General features: G+C 56.1%; 12 protein-coding genes. 8 read left to right on the top strand and 4 right to left on the bottom strand.

All coding sequences use genetic code 11. From position 1 onward, the window contains the following. Positions 1-93 precede the first annotated feature (93 nt). The 7 genes from rpsA to QP904_RS06945 all read left to right on the top strand — a co-directional run bounded on the left by rpsA (position 94) and on the right by QP904_RS06945 (position 8263). A complete protein-coding gene (rpsA, locus tag QP904_RS06915; RefSeq protein WP_023021654.1) occupies positions 94-1554 on the top strand; it encodes a 30S ribosomal protein S1 in 1461 nt (486 codons plus the stop codon). Between the two features lie 298 nt (positions 1555-1852). Beyond that, positions 1853-3901: a glucose PTS transporter subunit IIA gene (locus tag QP904_RS06920; protein ID WP_284835790.1), complete on the top strand. Its 2049-nt coding sequence runs from the start codon at positions 1853-1855 to the stop codon at positions 3899-3901. Between the two features lie 81 nt (positions 3902-3982). Then, positions 3983-4591, top strand: coding sequence for a dephospho-CoA kinase (gene coaE / locus QP904_RS06925; RefSeq protein ID WP_284835791.1), 609 nt, complete (start codon positions 3983-3985; stop codon positions 4589-4591). A 67-nt stretch (positions 4592-4658) separates the two neighbouring features. After that, positions 4659-5021, top strand: coding sequence for a DUF4259 domain-containing protein (locus QP904_RS06930; protein WP_051138343.1), 363 nt, complete (start codon positions 4659-4661; stop codon positions 5019-5021). A gap of 40 nt (positions 5022-5061) precedes the next feature. Next, positions 5062-7155, top strand: coding sequence for an excinuclease ABC subunit UvrB (gene uvrB / locus QP904_RS06935; protein WP_086588508.1), 2094 nt, complete (start codon positions 5062-5064; stop codon positions 7153-7155). Between the two features lie 131 nt (positions 7156-7286). Then, on the top strand, positions 7287-7739 hold the full coding sequence (locus QP904_RS06940) for a universal stress protein (RefSeq protein WP_023021649.1): 453 nt from the start codon (positions 7287-7289) through the stop codon (positions 7737-7739). An 83-nt stretch (positions 7740-7822) separates the two neighbouring features. Next, entirely contained in the window at positions 7823-8263 is a 441-nt protein-coding gene (locus tag QP904_RS06945; RefSeq protein ID WP_005323273.1) for a universal stress protein, read from the top strand. 67 nt (positions 8264-8330) lie between these two features. Here QP904_RS06945 and QP904_RS06950 read toward each other — a convergent pair whose 3' ends face one another. The 4 genes from QP904_RS06950 to QP904_RS06965 all read right to left on the bottom strand — a co-directional run bounded on the left by QP904_RS06950 (position 8331) and on the right by QP904_RS06965 (position 13447). Next, entirely contained in the window at positions 8331-9347 is a 1017-nt protein-coding gene (locus QP904_RS06950; RefSeq protein ID WP_023021648.1) for an App1 family protein phosphatidate phosphatase, read from the bottom strand. Between the two features lie 20 nt (positions 9348-9367). After that, entirely contained in the window at positions 9368-11593 is a 2226-nt protein-coding gene (locus QP904_RS06955; RefSeq protein WP_023021647.1) for a HelD family protein, read from the bottom strand. A 157-nt stretch (positions 11594-11750) separates the two neighbouring features. Further along, positions 11751-12767, bottom strand: coding sequence for a DoxX family protein (locus QP904_RS06960; RefSeq protein ID WP_248100364.1), 1017 nt, complete (start codon positions 12765-12767; stop codon positions 11751-11753). A gap of 77 nt (positions 12768-12844) precedes the next feature. Continuing rightward, a complete protein-coding gene (locus QP904_RS06965; RefSeq protein WP_200287571.1) occupies positions 12845-13447 on the bottom strand; it encodes an MBL fold metallo-hydrolase in 603 nt (200 codons plus the stop codon). Positions 13448-13512: 65 nt separating this feature from the next. Here QP904_RS06965 and uvrA point away from each other — a divergent pair, with 65 nt between their 5' ends. Further along, on the top strand, positions 13513-16353 hold the full coding sequence (gene uvrA, locus QP904_RS06970; protein WP_284835792.1) for an excinuclease ABC subunit UvrA: 2841 nt from the start codon (positions 13513-13515) through the stop codon (positions 16351-16353). The last annotated feature ends 6 nt before the right edge of the window (positions 16354-16359 follow it).

Here is a 16359-nt window from a genome sequence, read left to right on the forward strand (position 1 = left end):
TTTTGCTGCTTTGGGCAGCTTAGCAAGCTTTTTTCGAGAGACGCGCAGTTGTCCAATTTCGATTTCCTACATTTATTCGGAGCATTTCTTAATATGCCATCTTCTAACACCCCGCAGGTTGCGATCAACGATATCGGAACCGCAGAGGACTTCCTCGCAGCTGTAGACGCCACCATCAAGTACTTCAACGATGGTGACATTGTCGAGGGTACTGTCGTCAAGGTTGACCACGACGAGGTACTGCTGGACATTGGATACAAGACCGAAGGCGTTATCCCTTCTCGCGAGCTGTCCATCAAGCACGACGTCAACCCAGATGAGGTTGTCGAGGTCGGCGATGAGGTTGACGCACTTGTTCTCACCAAGGAGGATAAGGAAGGTCGCTTGATCCTGTCCAAGAAGCGTGCACAGTACGAGCGCGCTTGGGGCGCCATCGAGGAGCTGCAGGCCAAGGAAGAGCCTGTCACCGGTACCGTTATCGAGGTTGTCAAGGGCGGCCTCATTCTGGACATCGGCCTGCGTGGCTTCCTGCCTGCATCTCTGGTTGAGATGCGTCGCGTCCGCGACCTGGAGCCGTACATCGGCCAGGAGCTGGAAGCAAAGATCATCGAGCTGGACAAGCAGCGCAACAACGTTGTCCTGTCCCGCCGTGCATACCTGGAGCAGACCCAGTCCGAGGTTCGTTCCGAGTTCCTGCACCAGCTGCAGAAGGGTCAGGTCCGCAAGGGCGTTGTTTCTTCCATCGTCAACTTCGGCGCCTTCGTCGATCTCGGCGGTGTCGACGGCCTGGTTCACGTTTCCGAGCTGTCTTGGAAGCACATCGACCACCCATCTGAGGTTGTCACCGTTGGTGACGAGGTAACCGTTGAGGTTCTGGACGTAGATCTGGACCGCGAGCGCGTTTCCCTGTCCCTGAAGGCTACCCAGGAAGATCCGTGGCGCGTATTCGCCCGCACCCACGCTGTGGGCCAGATCGTTCCAGGCAAGGTCACCAAGCTCGTTCCATTCGGCGCTTTCGTTCGCGTCGAAGAGGGCATCGAGGGCCTGGTTCACATCTCCGAGCTGGCTCAGCGCCACGTCGAGGTTCCGGATCAGGTTGTCACCGTTGGCCAGGAAGTTATGGTCAAGGTCATCGACATCGACCTCGAGCGTCGTCGTATCTCCCTGTCTGTTAAGCAGGCAGACGAGGACTACACCGAAGAGTTCGATCCGTCCAAGTACGGCATGGCTGACTCCTATGATGAGCAGGGCAACTATGTCTTCCCTGAGGGCTTCGACCCTGAGACCAACGAGTGGAAGGAAGGCTTCGACGAGCAGCGTCAGGCTTGGGAGGCACGTTACGCAGAGTCCGAGCGTCGCTTCAACCTGCACACCGCTCAGATCGAGCGCAACCGCGCCGCAGCCGCTGAGGCTGCTGAGTCTGCAGAGTCCTCCAACTACTCCTCTGATTCCTCTGATGCAGCTCCGGCATCCGAGACTCAGGCAGAGGTTGGCGGCTCCCTGGCTTCCGACGAGCAGCTCGCCGCACTGCGCGATAAGCTCGCTGGCAACTAAAGCTTCCGCTTAGTTCCCTGCTGAGTTTAGAGCTCAGCTTCAAGGCCGCGTTCACTTCGTCATATAGACGGGGTGGGCGCGGCTTTTGTGATCTTTGAGACAGGCCCTGCAAACGTTTGCTAAGCCATTTGAGGTTTTTAAGTGGCTGACCAGCGCAGTTAAGAAGGGGGAGGCAAAAATCTCCTGGCAAGCCCACAAAACGGGCTTTTGTTCATGTGGGAATCCTCTTATACTCAACTATGACGTTATAGCCAGTGCTGCACTGGTTATAAGTGGTATTTGAACTGAGGAGTAAGAAGTGGCATCTACCAAGGACACTTCCGCCCACATCGTTGAAAGTATCGGCGGCGCTGACAATATTACGTCGCTGACGCACTGTGCGACGCGCTTGCGTTTCCAACTTGCTGATGCGGGGAAAGTTGATAAAGAAAAGCTCGACAGCGACCCAGCGGTGCTAGGCACCGTGCCACAAGGCGCCCACGGCTACCAAGTAGTCATGGGTGGCGGCGTTGCTGACTATTACAACGAAATCATCAAGCTGCCCGGTGTACACGCTTCCGGTGAGAAAACGGCGTCCTCCAAGAAGGAGTACGACGGCGTTCGTGGCAAGTACGACTGGGTAGATTACTGCTTCGAGTTTCTTTCTGATACCTTCCGCCCAGTTCTCTGGGCACTGTTGGGCGCCTCGCTCATCATCATGCTGCTGATCTTGGCGGACACCGCTCACATTCAAGACTTCCGTGCGCCGCTGGATGAGCAGCCGGAAGGCTTCCGTTTGGCTCACGCCATGTTCCAGTCGGTCTTTTACTTCCTCCCGGTAATGGTGGGTGCGACCGCGGCTCAGAAGCTGGGTGCGAACATGTGGGTCTCCGCCGCTATCCCAGCAGCACTTCTTACCCCGGAGTTTTTGTCCCTAGGCGAAGCAGGAGATACCGCTAATGTCTTTGGCCTGCCGTTGGTTATTAACTCCTATGGCTCCCAGGTATTTCCCCCGATTCTGGCTGCAATCGGCCTGTACTGGGTGGAAAAGGGACTGAAGAAGATTATCCCAAGCGCGGTACAAATGGTTTTCGTACCATTTTTCTCCCTGCTGATTATGATTCCGGCAACGGCCTTCCTCCTTGGCCCGTTCGGCATTGGTGTGGGCAACGGCATTTCCTGGGTCCTTTATCAAATCAATGATTTCTCGCCATTCATCTTGGCTATAGTTGTTCCGCTGCTTTACCCGTTCCTCGTTCCCATGGGCTTGCACTGGCCGCTGAACGTCATCATGATCCAGAACATCGCCACCTACGGCTACGACTTCATTCAAGGTCCGATGGGCGCTTGGAATTTCGCCTGCTTTGGCGTCGTCGGCGCGGTCATGGTCATCTCCTTCAAGGAGAAGAACAATGCAATGCGCCAGGTCTCCATCGGTGCTTTCGCAGCCGGCATACTTGGCGGCGTCTCGGAGCCGTCGCTCTATGGCATCCTGTTGCGCTTCCGCCGCAGCTACTACCGGTTGCTGCCAGGTTGTGCATTGGGTGGCGCAATTATCGGTCTTTTCGACGTCCGCGCAGAGGCGTTCGTCTTTACCTCGGCGTTGACCACCAGTGCCATGACCCCACATTTGGGCTATGTGCTGGGCATCTCGGCGGCATTCCTTACTTCCTTCTTCCTCACCTTGTTCTTCGGCTACCGCACGGCAGAAGAGAAGCAGGCTGACTTGGAGCGCATTGCGCGCGAACAAGGCGAGACTGTTGACGATGCAGCTGCTCGCGCAGAGATGAAGTTCCTTAAGGGCAATGGTACGGACTCCGCGATCGAGGGCGGCGCCGTTCCCGCCAGCTCCGCAGGCGCTGCTGCTGCCGGCGTGGCCACTAAGCAGGCTGGGAAAGATGCTATTGCGCTGGAATCTCCCCTCGAGGGCGAGGCGGTCGCTCTATCGGAAGTTCCGGATCCCATTTTCGCCGCGGCAAAGCTGGGCCCGGGTATGGCGGTCCAGCCGGCTGGTAATGCGGTCATTGCGCCTGCCGACGGCAAGGTGCTCACCGTTCAAAAGTCTGGCCATGCGGTAGGACTGAGCTTGGACAACGGCGTGCAGCTACTCATTCACGTAGGTCTCGACACCGTGGAGCTGGGAGGCGAAGGTTTTGAGGTCCATGTGGAAAAGAAGCAACGCGTTTCCGCAGGCGATAAATTGATTTCCTTTGACCCGGAATTTATCCGCTCCAAAGGCTATAACCTGATTACCCCTGTGGTAGTTACCAACGCCACCAAGTTTGGAACTGTCACCGGCGAGCCTGGCCACGTTTCCCTGAGCGATGTGTTGCTGCACATTTCTCCAAAGGCGGAGGACGCAGAGTAAAAGAGACGCTTTCTCCTGAATCGCAATGAAGAGCCCCACCATCGCGTATGGTGGGGCTCCTTTTCGCGTAGGGTGGCGACCATGAAACTCATTGGCCTTACAGGTGGCATTGGCAGCGGTAAGTCAACAGTTGCATCTTTGTGCTGTGAACGTGGGTGGCGAGTGGTCGACGCCGATGGCATTGCACGCGACGTTGTGAAGCCTGGGAAGCCTGCTTTATCCGAGCTGGTCGCAGCTTTTGGAGAGGAAATCCTGCTGGCGGATGGCAGCCTTAACCGCAAGGAATTGGCACGCCGGGCCTTTGCGGACAAAGAGCACACTGAGTTGCTGAACTCTATTACCCATCCACGCATCCAAGAGGAGACACAGCGGCAATTTGCGACGGCGCGTGGAGATGGCTGTGACTTCGCCGTTTATGATATGCCGCTGTTGGTGGATAATGGCCTGGACAAAGACATGGACTACGTCATTGTGGTCGATGTGGATCCTGAAGAGCGCGTCCGTCGGCTGGTGGCTTTTCGAGGGATAGAAGAGGAAGATGCGCGCCGTCGCATTGCGGCACAGGTACCGGATGAGGTGCGGCTTGCCGCGGCCACGCACGTCATTGATAATAACGGCACGCTTGACCAGCTACGTGTGCGAACGACTGAGGTCCTGGACCGCATTGAAGCGGAGTCACCGAAGGTTTAACCATTGGGTAGCTAAAGTTTACGCCATTTCGAAGTCTTGTTAACCTGGGCAGCTTAAGCTACCCGCCGTGGGAACGTGGGATACTGGGCCTTTTGATAATCACGCGGCGCGAGAACTACTCGCAAGCTTGCGGGATGGTTCCTTCGATCTCAAAAGCTTTCAGCAATCATGTTCCACAGAGCCTATCGACTCGGATGACGCAGAAACTATGATTGCACTCGGCGCCTTGTTGAAATTAAAGGCTGATGCACTGCCGGAAGGCATCGAGCGCGAGGATCTCGCGCCCCTGTACACGCCGCAGTCAAAGGCTTGGCTGCGCCGCCGCATCAATAGTGCGATGCGGCCCGAGACGTCTTCCGTTTATGCGCTGTGGGAGACCACTGGCGAGTTGGAAGAATGGCTTCGCACCGCGCAGAACTCCTTGCCCTGAACGTAGCTAGGCGCGCCACCTAAACAGTAGAGTAGTGGGTATGGCTTTTGCTGCTGAACATCCCCTTATTCCAAATTCCGAGCACCGCGTTGTCAGCGAGGTCGAGCGCACGCCGGGCGAGTTTCAGGTCGTTTCTGAATATGAACCGGCTGGTGACCAGCCCTCCGCCATCGCAGAGCTCAATGACAGACTCAACCGTGATGAGCGCGATGTTGTGCTGATGGGTGCTACCGGTACCGGTAAATCTGCCACCGCCGCGTGGCTCATCGAAAAGCAGCAGCGGCCCACGTTGGTGATGGCGCCCAATAAAACCCTGGCTGCGCAGCTAGCGAACGAGCTGCGCCAGCTCTTGCCGCATAACGCAGTAGAGTACTTCGTTTCTTATTATGACTACTACCAGCCAGAGGCATATATTGCGCAGACCGATACCTATATTGAAAAGGACTCCTCCATCAATGAGGACGTAGAGCGCCTGCGCCACTCAGCTACGTCGGCACTATTGTCTCGCAGGGACGTGGTTGTAGTCTCTTCCGTGTCTTGCATTTATGGCTTGGGCACTCCACAGTCCTACCTGGATCGCTCGGTAATCATTTCTGTTGATGAGGAGTTGGACCGCGATCGGTTCCTGCGACTGCTGGTGGATATCCAATATGAACGCAATGACGTGGGGTTTACCCGCGGCACCTTCCGCGCCAAGGGCGATACGGTAGATATCATTCCGGCCTACGAGGAACGTGCGGTGCGCATTGAATTCTTCGGCGACGATATCGATTCCCTGTATTACATTCACCCCGTGACTGGCGATGTCATAGAGGAAGTAGATGAGGTTCGCATCTTCCCGGCCACGCACTACGTGGCCGGGCCCGAACGCATGGAAAAGGCCGTGGCAGCGATTAAAGAGGAATTGGCTGAGCGCTTGGAGGATCTAGAAAACCGCGGCAAGCTGCTTGAAGCGCAACGTCTGCGCATGCGCACCGAATACGATCTGGAGATGATCGAGCAGGTAGGTTTCTGCTCCGGTATCGAGAACTACTCCCGTCACGTCGATGGTCGTCCGGCTGGCTCAGCTCCGGCTACGCTACTCGATTACTTCCCAGAGGATTTTCTCACCATCATCGATGAGTCACACGTTACAGTTCCACAGATTGGCGGCATGTTCGAGGGCGATATGTCGCGCAAGCGCAACTTGGTCGAATTCGGTTTCCGTTTGCCGTCCGCAGTGGATAACCGCCCGTTGACCTTTGATGAGTTTGAACAGCGGGTCGGACAAACCGTATACATGTCCGCCACCCCAGGCGATTTCGAGCTTACGTCCTCGGATGGCGAATACGTAGAGCAGGTAATTCGCCCGACTGGTCTGGTGGATCCGAAGGTTACTGTCAAGCCCACCAAAGGGCAGATTGATGACCTCATTGATGAGGTGCGCACTCGCATATCGAAGCAAGAGCGTGTGTTGGTGACCACGCTGACTAAGCGTATGGCAGAGGACCTTACTGACTATCTGTTGGAGCAGGGGATAAAGGTGCGCTACCTGCACTCGGATATCGATACCTTGCAGCGCGTCGAATTATTGCGGCAATTGCGCTTGGGAGAATTCGATGTTCTCGTGGGCATTAACCTTCTGCGCGAGGGCCTTGACCTTCCTGAGGTCTCGCTCGTTGCCATTTTGGATGCGGACAAAGAAGGCTTCCTGCGCTCTACAACTTCGCTCATTCAGACCATTGGCCGTGCTGCCCGTAACGTGTCTGGCGAGGTCATCATGTATGCCGATAAAATCACCGACTCTATGCAAGAGGCAATTGAGGAGACGGAACGGCGCCGTGAGAAGCAGATTGCCTATAACCGGGAACATGGCATTGATCCGCAGCCGTTGCGTAAGAAGATCGCGGATATCCTTGACCAGGTCTATGAAGACGGCGGAGACGAGGAGGCTACTTCCGATCCTTCGGCCATGGTAGAAAAGCGGGATATTTCTAGTATGGCTACCGATGAGGTGCAGGCGCTTATCGACGACCTCTCGGCCCAAATGGGTGCAGCCGCCCGTGAGCTCAAATTCGAGCTGGCCGGCCGCCTACGCGATGAGATTGCCGATTTGAAGAAGGAATTGCGCGGCTTGAAAGAAGCGGGGATTTAGTTTTCTCCCCCTAAAAGTGTGCTGATTGATTCTGCGGGTGCTTCTCTAAACGGCTGCGCTAGTTATACTGAATAGGTGCCAGAAGCGCCGTTTAGTTGTCACTGTGAAATGGTTCAACTGCAAGGAGAATGATGCTTACCTATAAAAACATTGCCGTCGGCACCGATGGCTCTGAAACCTCCCTGCGCGCGGTTCGCGCAGCGGCGTCCATGGCACGGGCGTACGACGCCAAGCTGATTATTATCTCAGCCTTTTATAACCACGCTGGATCCATGCTTGGCGCTCCGAGGGGCGACGAAGCCGGTCTGCCCGTTGTAAGTGAGGACATGGCTGGGACCTATTTGACCAATGCCACCCGTATCGCCGAATCGGAAGGTGCGGAGCACATTGAAATCGTAGGAAAATCTGGAGACCCAGTAAAAGCCTTGTTGGAAGTAGGCCAGGACTATGATGTGGACCTGTTCGTTGTGGGCAACCGCGGCGTGAATTCCGTCCGTGGTCGAGTCTTCGGTTCTGTGCCAACGGAACTAACCCACAAGTCAACGGTAGACGTCGTCGTAGTTAATACCACCGAGGAACGTTAATCGTTTCTCGTTGTTACACTGGCAGTAATGCCCCTGTAGGCTAAATAAACACACCGGGTACATTCCCACAAAGAAAGGTCATCATGAGCGACTACAACTCGATCGTTGTCGGTACTGACGGTTCTAAGTCTTCTCTCCTCGCTGTAGAGCGAGCAGCAAAGATTGCCGCCGCATTCGATTCCAATCTGATCATCGGTTGTGCTTACTACGAGAACCAGGAGCAGGCTTCCAAGACCCTGCGCCAGGATTCCGTTACCATTTTGGGCGATGAGAAGGCCGAGGCTAACCTGAAGGACGCCAAGGCTCACGCTGAGAAGTTCGGTGCTTCTAAGGTCGAAACCGCTGTTCGCCCTGGTACTCCGGTCCAGGCCCTGATGTCCATCGTCAATGACAACGATGCTGACCTGCTCATCGTGGGTAACCGCGGCATCAACTCCCTGACCGGCCGCCTGCTGGGCTCCGTACCTGCAGACGTTGCTCGCCAGTCGGACTGCGACGTGATGATCGTTCACACTGTCAGCTAAATGTGGTGATTGAACCCGCCTTGGCCTTGTTAAGAAGACCAAGGCGGGTTTCGTCGTTAAGCGCTGCTTACTCCGTGGGGTGCGCGGCGTTGAAGGCTGCGGCAAGGGCACTGCCGTTTGCGCCCTGAATCAGTGGGATTGTGAAATGGCCCTCTTCATTGGCATCTGCCAGGGGGCTCAGGGAGCCATGCGAGAGCAGCTGCTCCTGCGGGCTTAGATTGCGGATGATCACAGAGTGAATCCGGTCTGGGTGCTCGTTAGCCACATCGCCGTAAGTCAATGGATCGTGCTGTCCGTCATCGCCGATCAGGATCCATTGCATGTCCGGGTAAGCGATGAGTAGATTGCGTAGCTGAACCCGCTTATGTTCTTGTCCGCTGCGGAAAAGGCCCGTCTCGGTCGGACCCCAGTCGGTGAGCAGCATGGGGCCTGCGGGGAAATTATGATGGGACAGGAATTTTTTCAGCGAGCCAAAAGTATTCCATGCTCCCGTAGAAAGATAGAACACTGGGGCCTTTGGGAATCGCTGTTGCAGCTGAGCATAGAACTCGGCCATTCCAGCAACGGCCTGTCGCTTGCTGGGGCGCTTAGCCCAAGAGTTCCACGCCGCTGTCAACGCACGTGGCAGCCACGTAACTAAAACCGTGTCATCAATATCGCTGATGATGCCAATCTTGGCGCTCGGATCCACGATGAGCACCTGGACTTCCACGGCTTGCGCGTTGGCGGCCTCGATCGTTGCCGTATGCCAACCAGGTTCTAACCCATGTTCGTGAACGAGGATGTCAACGTACCCGTTGCTATTGGTTGTGCCCGCGACGGTCTTTTCACCAATAGTCACTGAAATGTCGTGGTTTCCCACCTGAATAGTAAGAAACTGCTGGTAGCCGCGTTCACCCCAGGAATCCTTTTTGCCTTCATCAGGATCGTGCATGAGTACGCGGCCAACAACCCTTACTTGCTCGGTGGTGCCATACCCGGTATAGCCCACAATCTGGGGCTTCCATCCCCGCCGTAGAGAACGCTTCAAAGTAAAGGTGTTCAGCGAGCTTTCAGTTTTGCGCGCAATGTCAGATAAGGCCATGGCCTAAAGCTTACGGGAGCCTAAAGAACTTCGCCGCAGTCACCGACGAGGGTAAGCGACTGGGTAGCACGAGTGATGCAGACATAGAGATTCTGCAAACCCTGCGGGGAGGCATCGACGATCCTCTGCGGATCGAGTACCACCACATGGTCAAACTCTAAGCCTTTAAAGCGTTCTGCCGTGGCGGCGTCAATAACTGCTGTGAGCCTGCCGTCTGCCTCCCTGTGTACACCAGGGGTGTAGCTGCCCTGTGCAAGTCGGCGCACCTGCACGCCATCACGGATGGCTGTAGCCGGGATGGCATCAGGGTTAATCATCTCTAATAGTCCATTAGCCAGCTCAGTGATGGGCTGCGGGGTGCGATAGTTGACGGTGAGAAAATGGTGGCGGAAGCGCTGCGCCACGAACGGCTCCAGAGCCTCGCCCCAATCATCAACACCCGCCGGTGAGCCGGTCTGGGAAGTATCGCCCACCAAGGTCATCCACCGTGAAGGGCAACGACGAAAGAGCATCCGCCACTCCATGGGAGTTAATTCCTGGGCTTCGTCCACGATGATATGACCATACGCCCACGTATGGTCTTCGCGGGCGCGTTGGGCAGTGGTGCGCTTATCGCGTACCTCCTGACGGTGTGCCAAGGTCTCGGCGTCGATGACATCATGGGCAGAAAGAATTTCCGCTTCAAACATGTCATCGTCATTATCTGTGGACTCGGAAGAAGACAAGATATCTAGGGCGTCTTCTGCTTCTGCCACTTGTTCGCGCCACGCAGCATCATCGGCTGCCTTCTTTTCCTCAGGGTTGGGCAGGCCGATGAGGACGGCTAGCTCATCTAGGAGGGCGGCATCCGAATCTGTCCATGCTCGCCCTTGTTCTCGGTAGAGCGCCTCTTGAGTTTCATCGTCGTACCCGCGGGCAGCAGAGGCAATGCGCTCAGGTGAGGAGAATAGGCCAGCAAGCACGTCGGTGGGGTGGAGCTCGGGCCAGAACTCATCGATCAATGCAGTAACGGCCGTATCTTCTGCAAGGTCATCGTGGAATTGATCGATATCGGCGCGCGAAAGGAGGTTCTTCCCGCCGAGCGGATCCGCCCCGACCTTTTCAGCCATCTGCAATGCAAGGTCTTCTACGAGGTGCTCAATAAAGGCACCGCGAGCCTCATTGTGTGGCTTTCGCGAGCGCCGGGCCCGAGTGCGGGCTCTTTTCACCATGCCGGGCGTAACGCTTAAGCTGAGGCCATCAATTGCCAGCTCGCATGGGGCGGCAGGAAGAAGCTGATAGTCCTTGACCGCGGTGGAGAGAATCTCCACCATGGCGGCACTACCTTTGATTTCGCGAGCGACGAGGTCTTCCTCGTGTTCTGGTTCGATTCCGGGGAAGAGCCCGCCGATGGTTGATAGCACCACGCCAGTCTCGCCCAGTTCTGGCAGCACCCGTGAAATATAGTCCAAAAAGCTGCTATTAGGGCCCACGATGAGGACACCCGTGGCAGAAAGTAGTTCGCGGTGGGTATAGAGCAGGTAAGCCACACGGTGCAGAGCAACAGCGGTCTTACCCGTACCTGGGCCGCCTTCTACTACCATGACGCCGCGGGTGTTATCGCGGATAATCTCGTCTTGCTCTCGCTGGATGGTCTCCACGATTGACGCCATGTGGCCGGTACGTGCCCGTTGCATGGCGTGGTAGAGCGCCGATTCGCTCGCGACTCCTGCTTCTTCTTCTCGCACACCGGGGCCGGAAAGAACCTCATCGTGTATTCCGGTGACGGTGCGTCCCTTGGTGCGAATTTGGCGACGGGTGTGGACGCCTTCCGGTTGGGCCGTGGTAGCGAGATAGAAAGGCCGCGCCATTGGAGCACGCCAATCTAAAAGCAGTGTGCGATAGTCATCTTCGCGTGCATCTAGTCCCATGCGGCCGATGTAGCGGCGGTCTAGGCCTTCGGGGGTGGGATTATCGCCGGGGGCGTCGATATCAATGCGGCCAAAGACCAAGCCCATTTGGGCCACATTGAGACGATCAAGCTTTGCCTGCAACCCGTGGTATTCGGTTTCACGGCGCACCAAGGCGTCCGCGTCCGGCGTGGAAGGATCTACATCCGCCTGCACCTCATTAAGCCTTCTATTGGCTGCCGCCACCTCATCGTCGAGGCGCGAAAAAAGTCCGTCCACATAATCTTGCTCAGTAGCGATGGCTGTGCGCTCCGAGGAACCTGCAGCCGCCGCGTGCCTATTGGATGCTGAGTTCACGTGACTCCTTGGTAATTGGACGTTGATGGGGATGGGCCGGGCACGCTGTCCGGCAAGGGGAGAGATGAGTTTAGACCCTGCCATGACAAAGAACAACGGCCCAGCATAAGGCTGGGCCGTGTGTCACTGCCGAGTTATTCGGCCGCAGAAGTTGTGGCTACTTAGAGCGCTTTTCCAGCTTCTTGATTGCTGCCTCAATCTTCTTATTTGCCTCTTTTTGCAGCTTCTCAGCATGCTTGGAAGCCTTCTTGCTTGCGCGCTTGGACTTCGCACCATCCAGCTTGGCGACGGCCTTATCTGCACGTGCCTGAGCCTTGGTAGCGGCCTTTACAGCACCGGTACGGGCGGTGTCGCGATTGGCTTGTGCGGCCTCAAGCCAGTCACCCTTGTTATCTTCAACATAGGTCTTGGCATTATCGACAGAGTCCTCAATGAAGGACTTTGCGTTGCCCAGCAAATCGCGGCCAGACTCCTGCCAATCGTCCTTATTGTCTTCAACATAAGTCTTGGCATCGTCAACGTAAGACTTTGCGGTATCGAGCAACCCGCGGCCGGTGGACTGCCAGTCATCCTTGTTGTCATCTACATAAGCCTGTGCCTTTGCAGAGGTTTCGTTGATCCAGTCGCCGGCCTTGGTGGAAACCTCGTTGGCACGGGCGGAGAGCTCTTCGCGCTTCTGCTCGGACTCAGACTTGGTAGGCAGCGCCTGCTGAATCTTCTTGTTCGTGCGCTGACCAGCCTTTTGTGCGCGCCAACGAAGGGAAGGCTTGCCCTCGGTGTCCTGGGTAGCGATAAACAAGGCGCCGAGCAAAGCGGTATTGGTAAGGAAGCCGTTGCGGCGAGTTTCCTTGTCTTCCTTGTTATCTGCAGCCCAGAAGTTGTTCTTAGCAATCAAGTTGGGCAGAGTTGCGGCGGCCAGAACCGCAGCGGAGGTGCGCGGTGCCTTGCCCAGAGCCAAGGTGGAGCCGGCGCCTACCTTAGCGCCGCCAATAGCGCGGGTAACCAGTTCCGGGTCATTGGGAATATAGCCCTGGTACTCAGAAGGAACGGCCTTGCGCACGCTCTTGAGGAAACCTTCGGTTTCCTTTACATGCTCGGACGCGTTGCGCAGGTTGTCTACGCCTTCCCATACAAATACAGATGCCAGCATGGGGCGGGCAAGCTTGCGAATCATAGTCCTTAAAGCTCCTTAGCTCGTTGTTTTAGACCTATCGTGTGCTAGACCATTGTACGCGGAAATTGGCCACTGGATCACCAGCGGCGCTCCCACCAGTCTTCCAGCTTGGGGCGCTCCTCGCCCAAGGTAGTGGACTTGCCGTGACCGGGGCGCACGATCGTATTGTCCGGGAACTCATCAAAGATGCGCGCGGTGACGTCCTTATACAGGCGTACGAAGTCACCTTCAGAGGTGGTCTTGCCCAAGCCGCCCGGGAAGAGTGAATCGCCCACGAAAAGATTAATTACGCCATCGATGTTTGTAACTAGTGCAGCGCCGCCTGGGGTGTGGCCGCGCAAGATGATGATGGGGAGGTCGAGGCCCGCGAACTTGATGGAGTCGCCTTCGCGGAGCTCAACGTCTACCTCGGCTGGGATAGCCGGAGAATCAAGGAAGGACGCGTAGTGGATAGCGCCGGTCTCAGAGAGAACCTCTTTGAGCGCGCGTACGTGGTCCCAGTGGCGGTGGGTGGTTAGTACCGCGGTGATTTTAACGCCGGCCTTCTGGGCCATGTCGAGGAGTGCGGGGGCGTCATCGGCGGCGTCGACAAGCAAGCCTTCTTCGCCCGCCTGCAAAAGGTAGCAGTTATTGTCCATCTCGGACACAGAAATCTGATGTAACTGAAGCTCGTTAGTCATGTGTCCCAGCCTACGGGTACATTCGAGGGAAGATTGCAATCCCTAGTACTGGAGGTCTGAGCACAGTGGCTGATCGTTTGGTGGTGCGCGGTGCCCGCGAGCACAACCTCAAGGGCGTGGATATCGATATCCCTCGCGATAAAATGGTTGTTTTTACTGGTCTTTCCGGATCTGGTAAATCTTCGCTGGCTTTTGACACCATCTTCGCAGAAGGCCAGCGCCGCTACGTAGAATCCTTGAGTTCTTATGCCCGCATGTTTTTGGGGCAGATGGACAAGCCTAATGTGGAGTTTATTGACGGTCTGTCACCCGCAGTGTCTATCGATCAAAAGTCCACCAACCATAATCCGCGTTCTACGGTGGGCACGATTACGGAGATCTATGATTACCTGCGTTTGCTCTTCTCCCGTGCCGGAACGCCACACTGCCCAAAGTGTGATGCCGTAATCGAGCGCCAAACGCCACAGCAAATCGTCGATGCCGTGCTGGCGCTGGAAGAGAAACTGAAGTTTCAGGTGCTCGCACCGGTGGTGCGCAAGCGCAAAGGCGAGTTTGTTGATTTCTTCCAGGATTTGTCCGCTCAGGGCTATTCCCGCGTCCGAGTGGACGGGGAGACCTATCAGCTAAGCGATCCGCCCAAGTTGAAGAAGCAGATCAAGCACAATATTGAGGTAGTGGTTGATCGCCTGCAGGTAAAGGCCTCACAAAAGCAACGCTTAACGGATTCGGTGGAAACAGCGCTGCGCTTGGCAGATGGTCTAGTCACCATTGAGTTCGTGGATAGGGAAGAACTCACCCATACCTATTCGGAGAAGGCGGCCTGTCCGAATGGCCACACGTTGACCATTGAAGAATACGAGCCCCGTGCCTTTTCCTTCAATGCTCCGTTTGGCTCCTGCCCGGTGTGTGATGGCCTGGGTACCAAATTGGAAGTTGATGTTGATCTGCTCATTCCGGATCCAGATGCTCCAGCTGTAGATGCCATTCAACCGTGGCACTCCAGCCCCAATTCGCGCTACTTTGTCAAGTTAGTAGAGGGTTTAGGCAAGGCTATGGGGTTTGACCCCAAAACTCCGGTGAGTGAATTAACCGAGGAACAGCGCCACGCGCTGATCTATGGCACCGATGAGGAAGTCCAGGTTCGATATAAGAACCGTTACGGGCGCCAGCGTAATTGGACCGCCCCATTTGAAGGCGCTACCGGGTTTATTCACCGCAAGCTGGAAACTACCGATTCTCAATCCCAAAAGGATCGCCTGCTGCAATATACCCGCCGCGTGCCGTGTAGCACCTGTAAGGGCACCCGGCTGAAGCCGGAGATCTTGGCCGTCCGCTTGGCCTCTACGACTCACGGTGAGCAGTCCATTGCCGGGCTTTGTGCGCTCTCTATTGAAGACGCCTCTGAGTTCCTAGACTCCCTGGTGCTGGGGCACCGTGAGGAAATCATTGCCGGGGCAGTGCTTAAGGAGACTCAAGCCCGCCTGCGCTTCCTCCTGGACGTCGGTTTGAATTACCTCACGCTCGATCGCGGCGCGTCTACGCTTTCCGGCGGTGAGGCGCAACGTATCCGTCTGGCTACTCAGATTGGCTCCGGCTTGGCAGGGGTTCTGTACGTGCTCGATGAGCCATCCATTGGTCTGCACCAGCGTGATAACCAGCGACTCATCAAAACCCTGCAGCGGCTGCGCGATATCGGAAACACCCTCATTGTGGTCGAACATGATGAGGACACCATCCGTGAATCAGATTGGCTCGTCGATGTAGGCCCGCGTGCGGGCGAATATGGCGGCGAAGTGGTCTACCAAGGCCAACCATCCGGAATCGAACAGGTAGAAGAGTCCCTCACCGGACAATACCTTTCCGGCAAGAAGGTGCTCGCCGTACCGGACCAGCGCCGAGAGATTGATAAGGACCGCACCCTAAAGGTGGTGGGTGCTCGGGAGAATAATCTCAAGGGCATCAACGTGGAAATCCCGCTGGGAGTGCTGGTATGTATTACTGGTGTGTCTGGCTCGGGTAAATCCACCGTGGTCAATGAGATTTTGGCTAAGACTTTGGCCAATAAACTTAACCGCGCCCGCCAGGTTCCCGGCCGTGCCAAGCGCGTCGAAGGTGTGGAGCACCTAGATAAGCTGGTGCAAGTTGACCAAAGTCCGATTGGCCGTACCCCGCGTTCTAACCCGGCGACCTACACGGGTGTCTTTGACAAGATCCGTAACCTTTTTGCCGAAACCCAGGAAGCAAAGGTCCGCGGCTACAAGGCTGGACGCTTCTCCTTTAATGTCAAGGGCGGGCGCTGTGAGGCGTGCCAGGGCGATGGCACCATCAAAATCGAGATGAATTTCCTTCCAGATGTTTATGTGCCGTGTGAGGTGTGTGAAGGAGCACGCTATAACCGCGAAACCTTGGAGGTGCACTACAAGGGCAAAAACATTGCCGAGGTTCTAGACATGCCCATCTCTGAGGCAGCGGACTTCTTTGAACCCATCAACTCCATTCACCGCTACCTTGCCACGCTTGTCGACGTCGGCTTGGGTTATGTACGCCTTGGCCAAGCTGCTACTACGCTTTCCGGCGGCGAGGCGCAGCGCGTCAAGCTAGCTTCCGAGCTGCAAAAGCGTACCAACGGTAGGACGATTTACATTCTGGATGAGCCGACTACTGGACTGCACTTTGAGGATATTCGCAAGCTGATGCTGGTTATCCAAGGCTTGGTGGACAAGGGTAATTCGGTGCTTGTTATTGAACATAACCTTGATGTCATCAAGGCAGCGGACTGGATTGTTGATATGGGCCCGGAAGGCGGTGCGGGCGGCGGTACCGTTGTGGCGCAGGGAACCCCTGAAGACGTTGCGCAAGTAGATGGCTCCTATACCGGTGGCTACCTAAAGGGCATGTTGAAGTAGGGCAAA

The organism is Corynebacterium nasorum (genome assembly GCF_030229765.1).
Taxonomy (GTDB): Bacteria; Actinomycetota; Actinomycetes; order Mycobacteriales; family Mycobacteriaceae; genus Corynebacterium; species Corynebacterium kefirresidentii.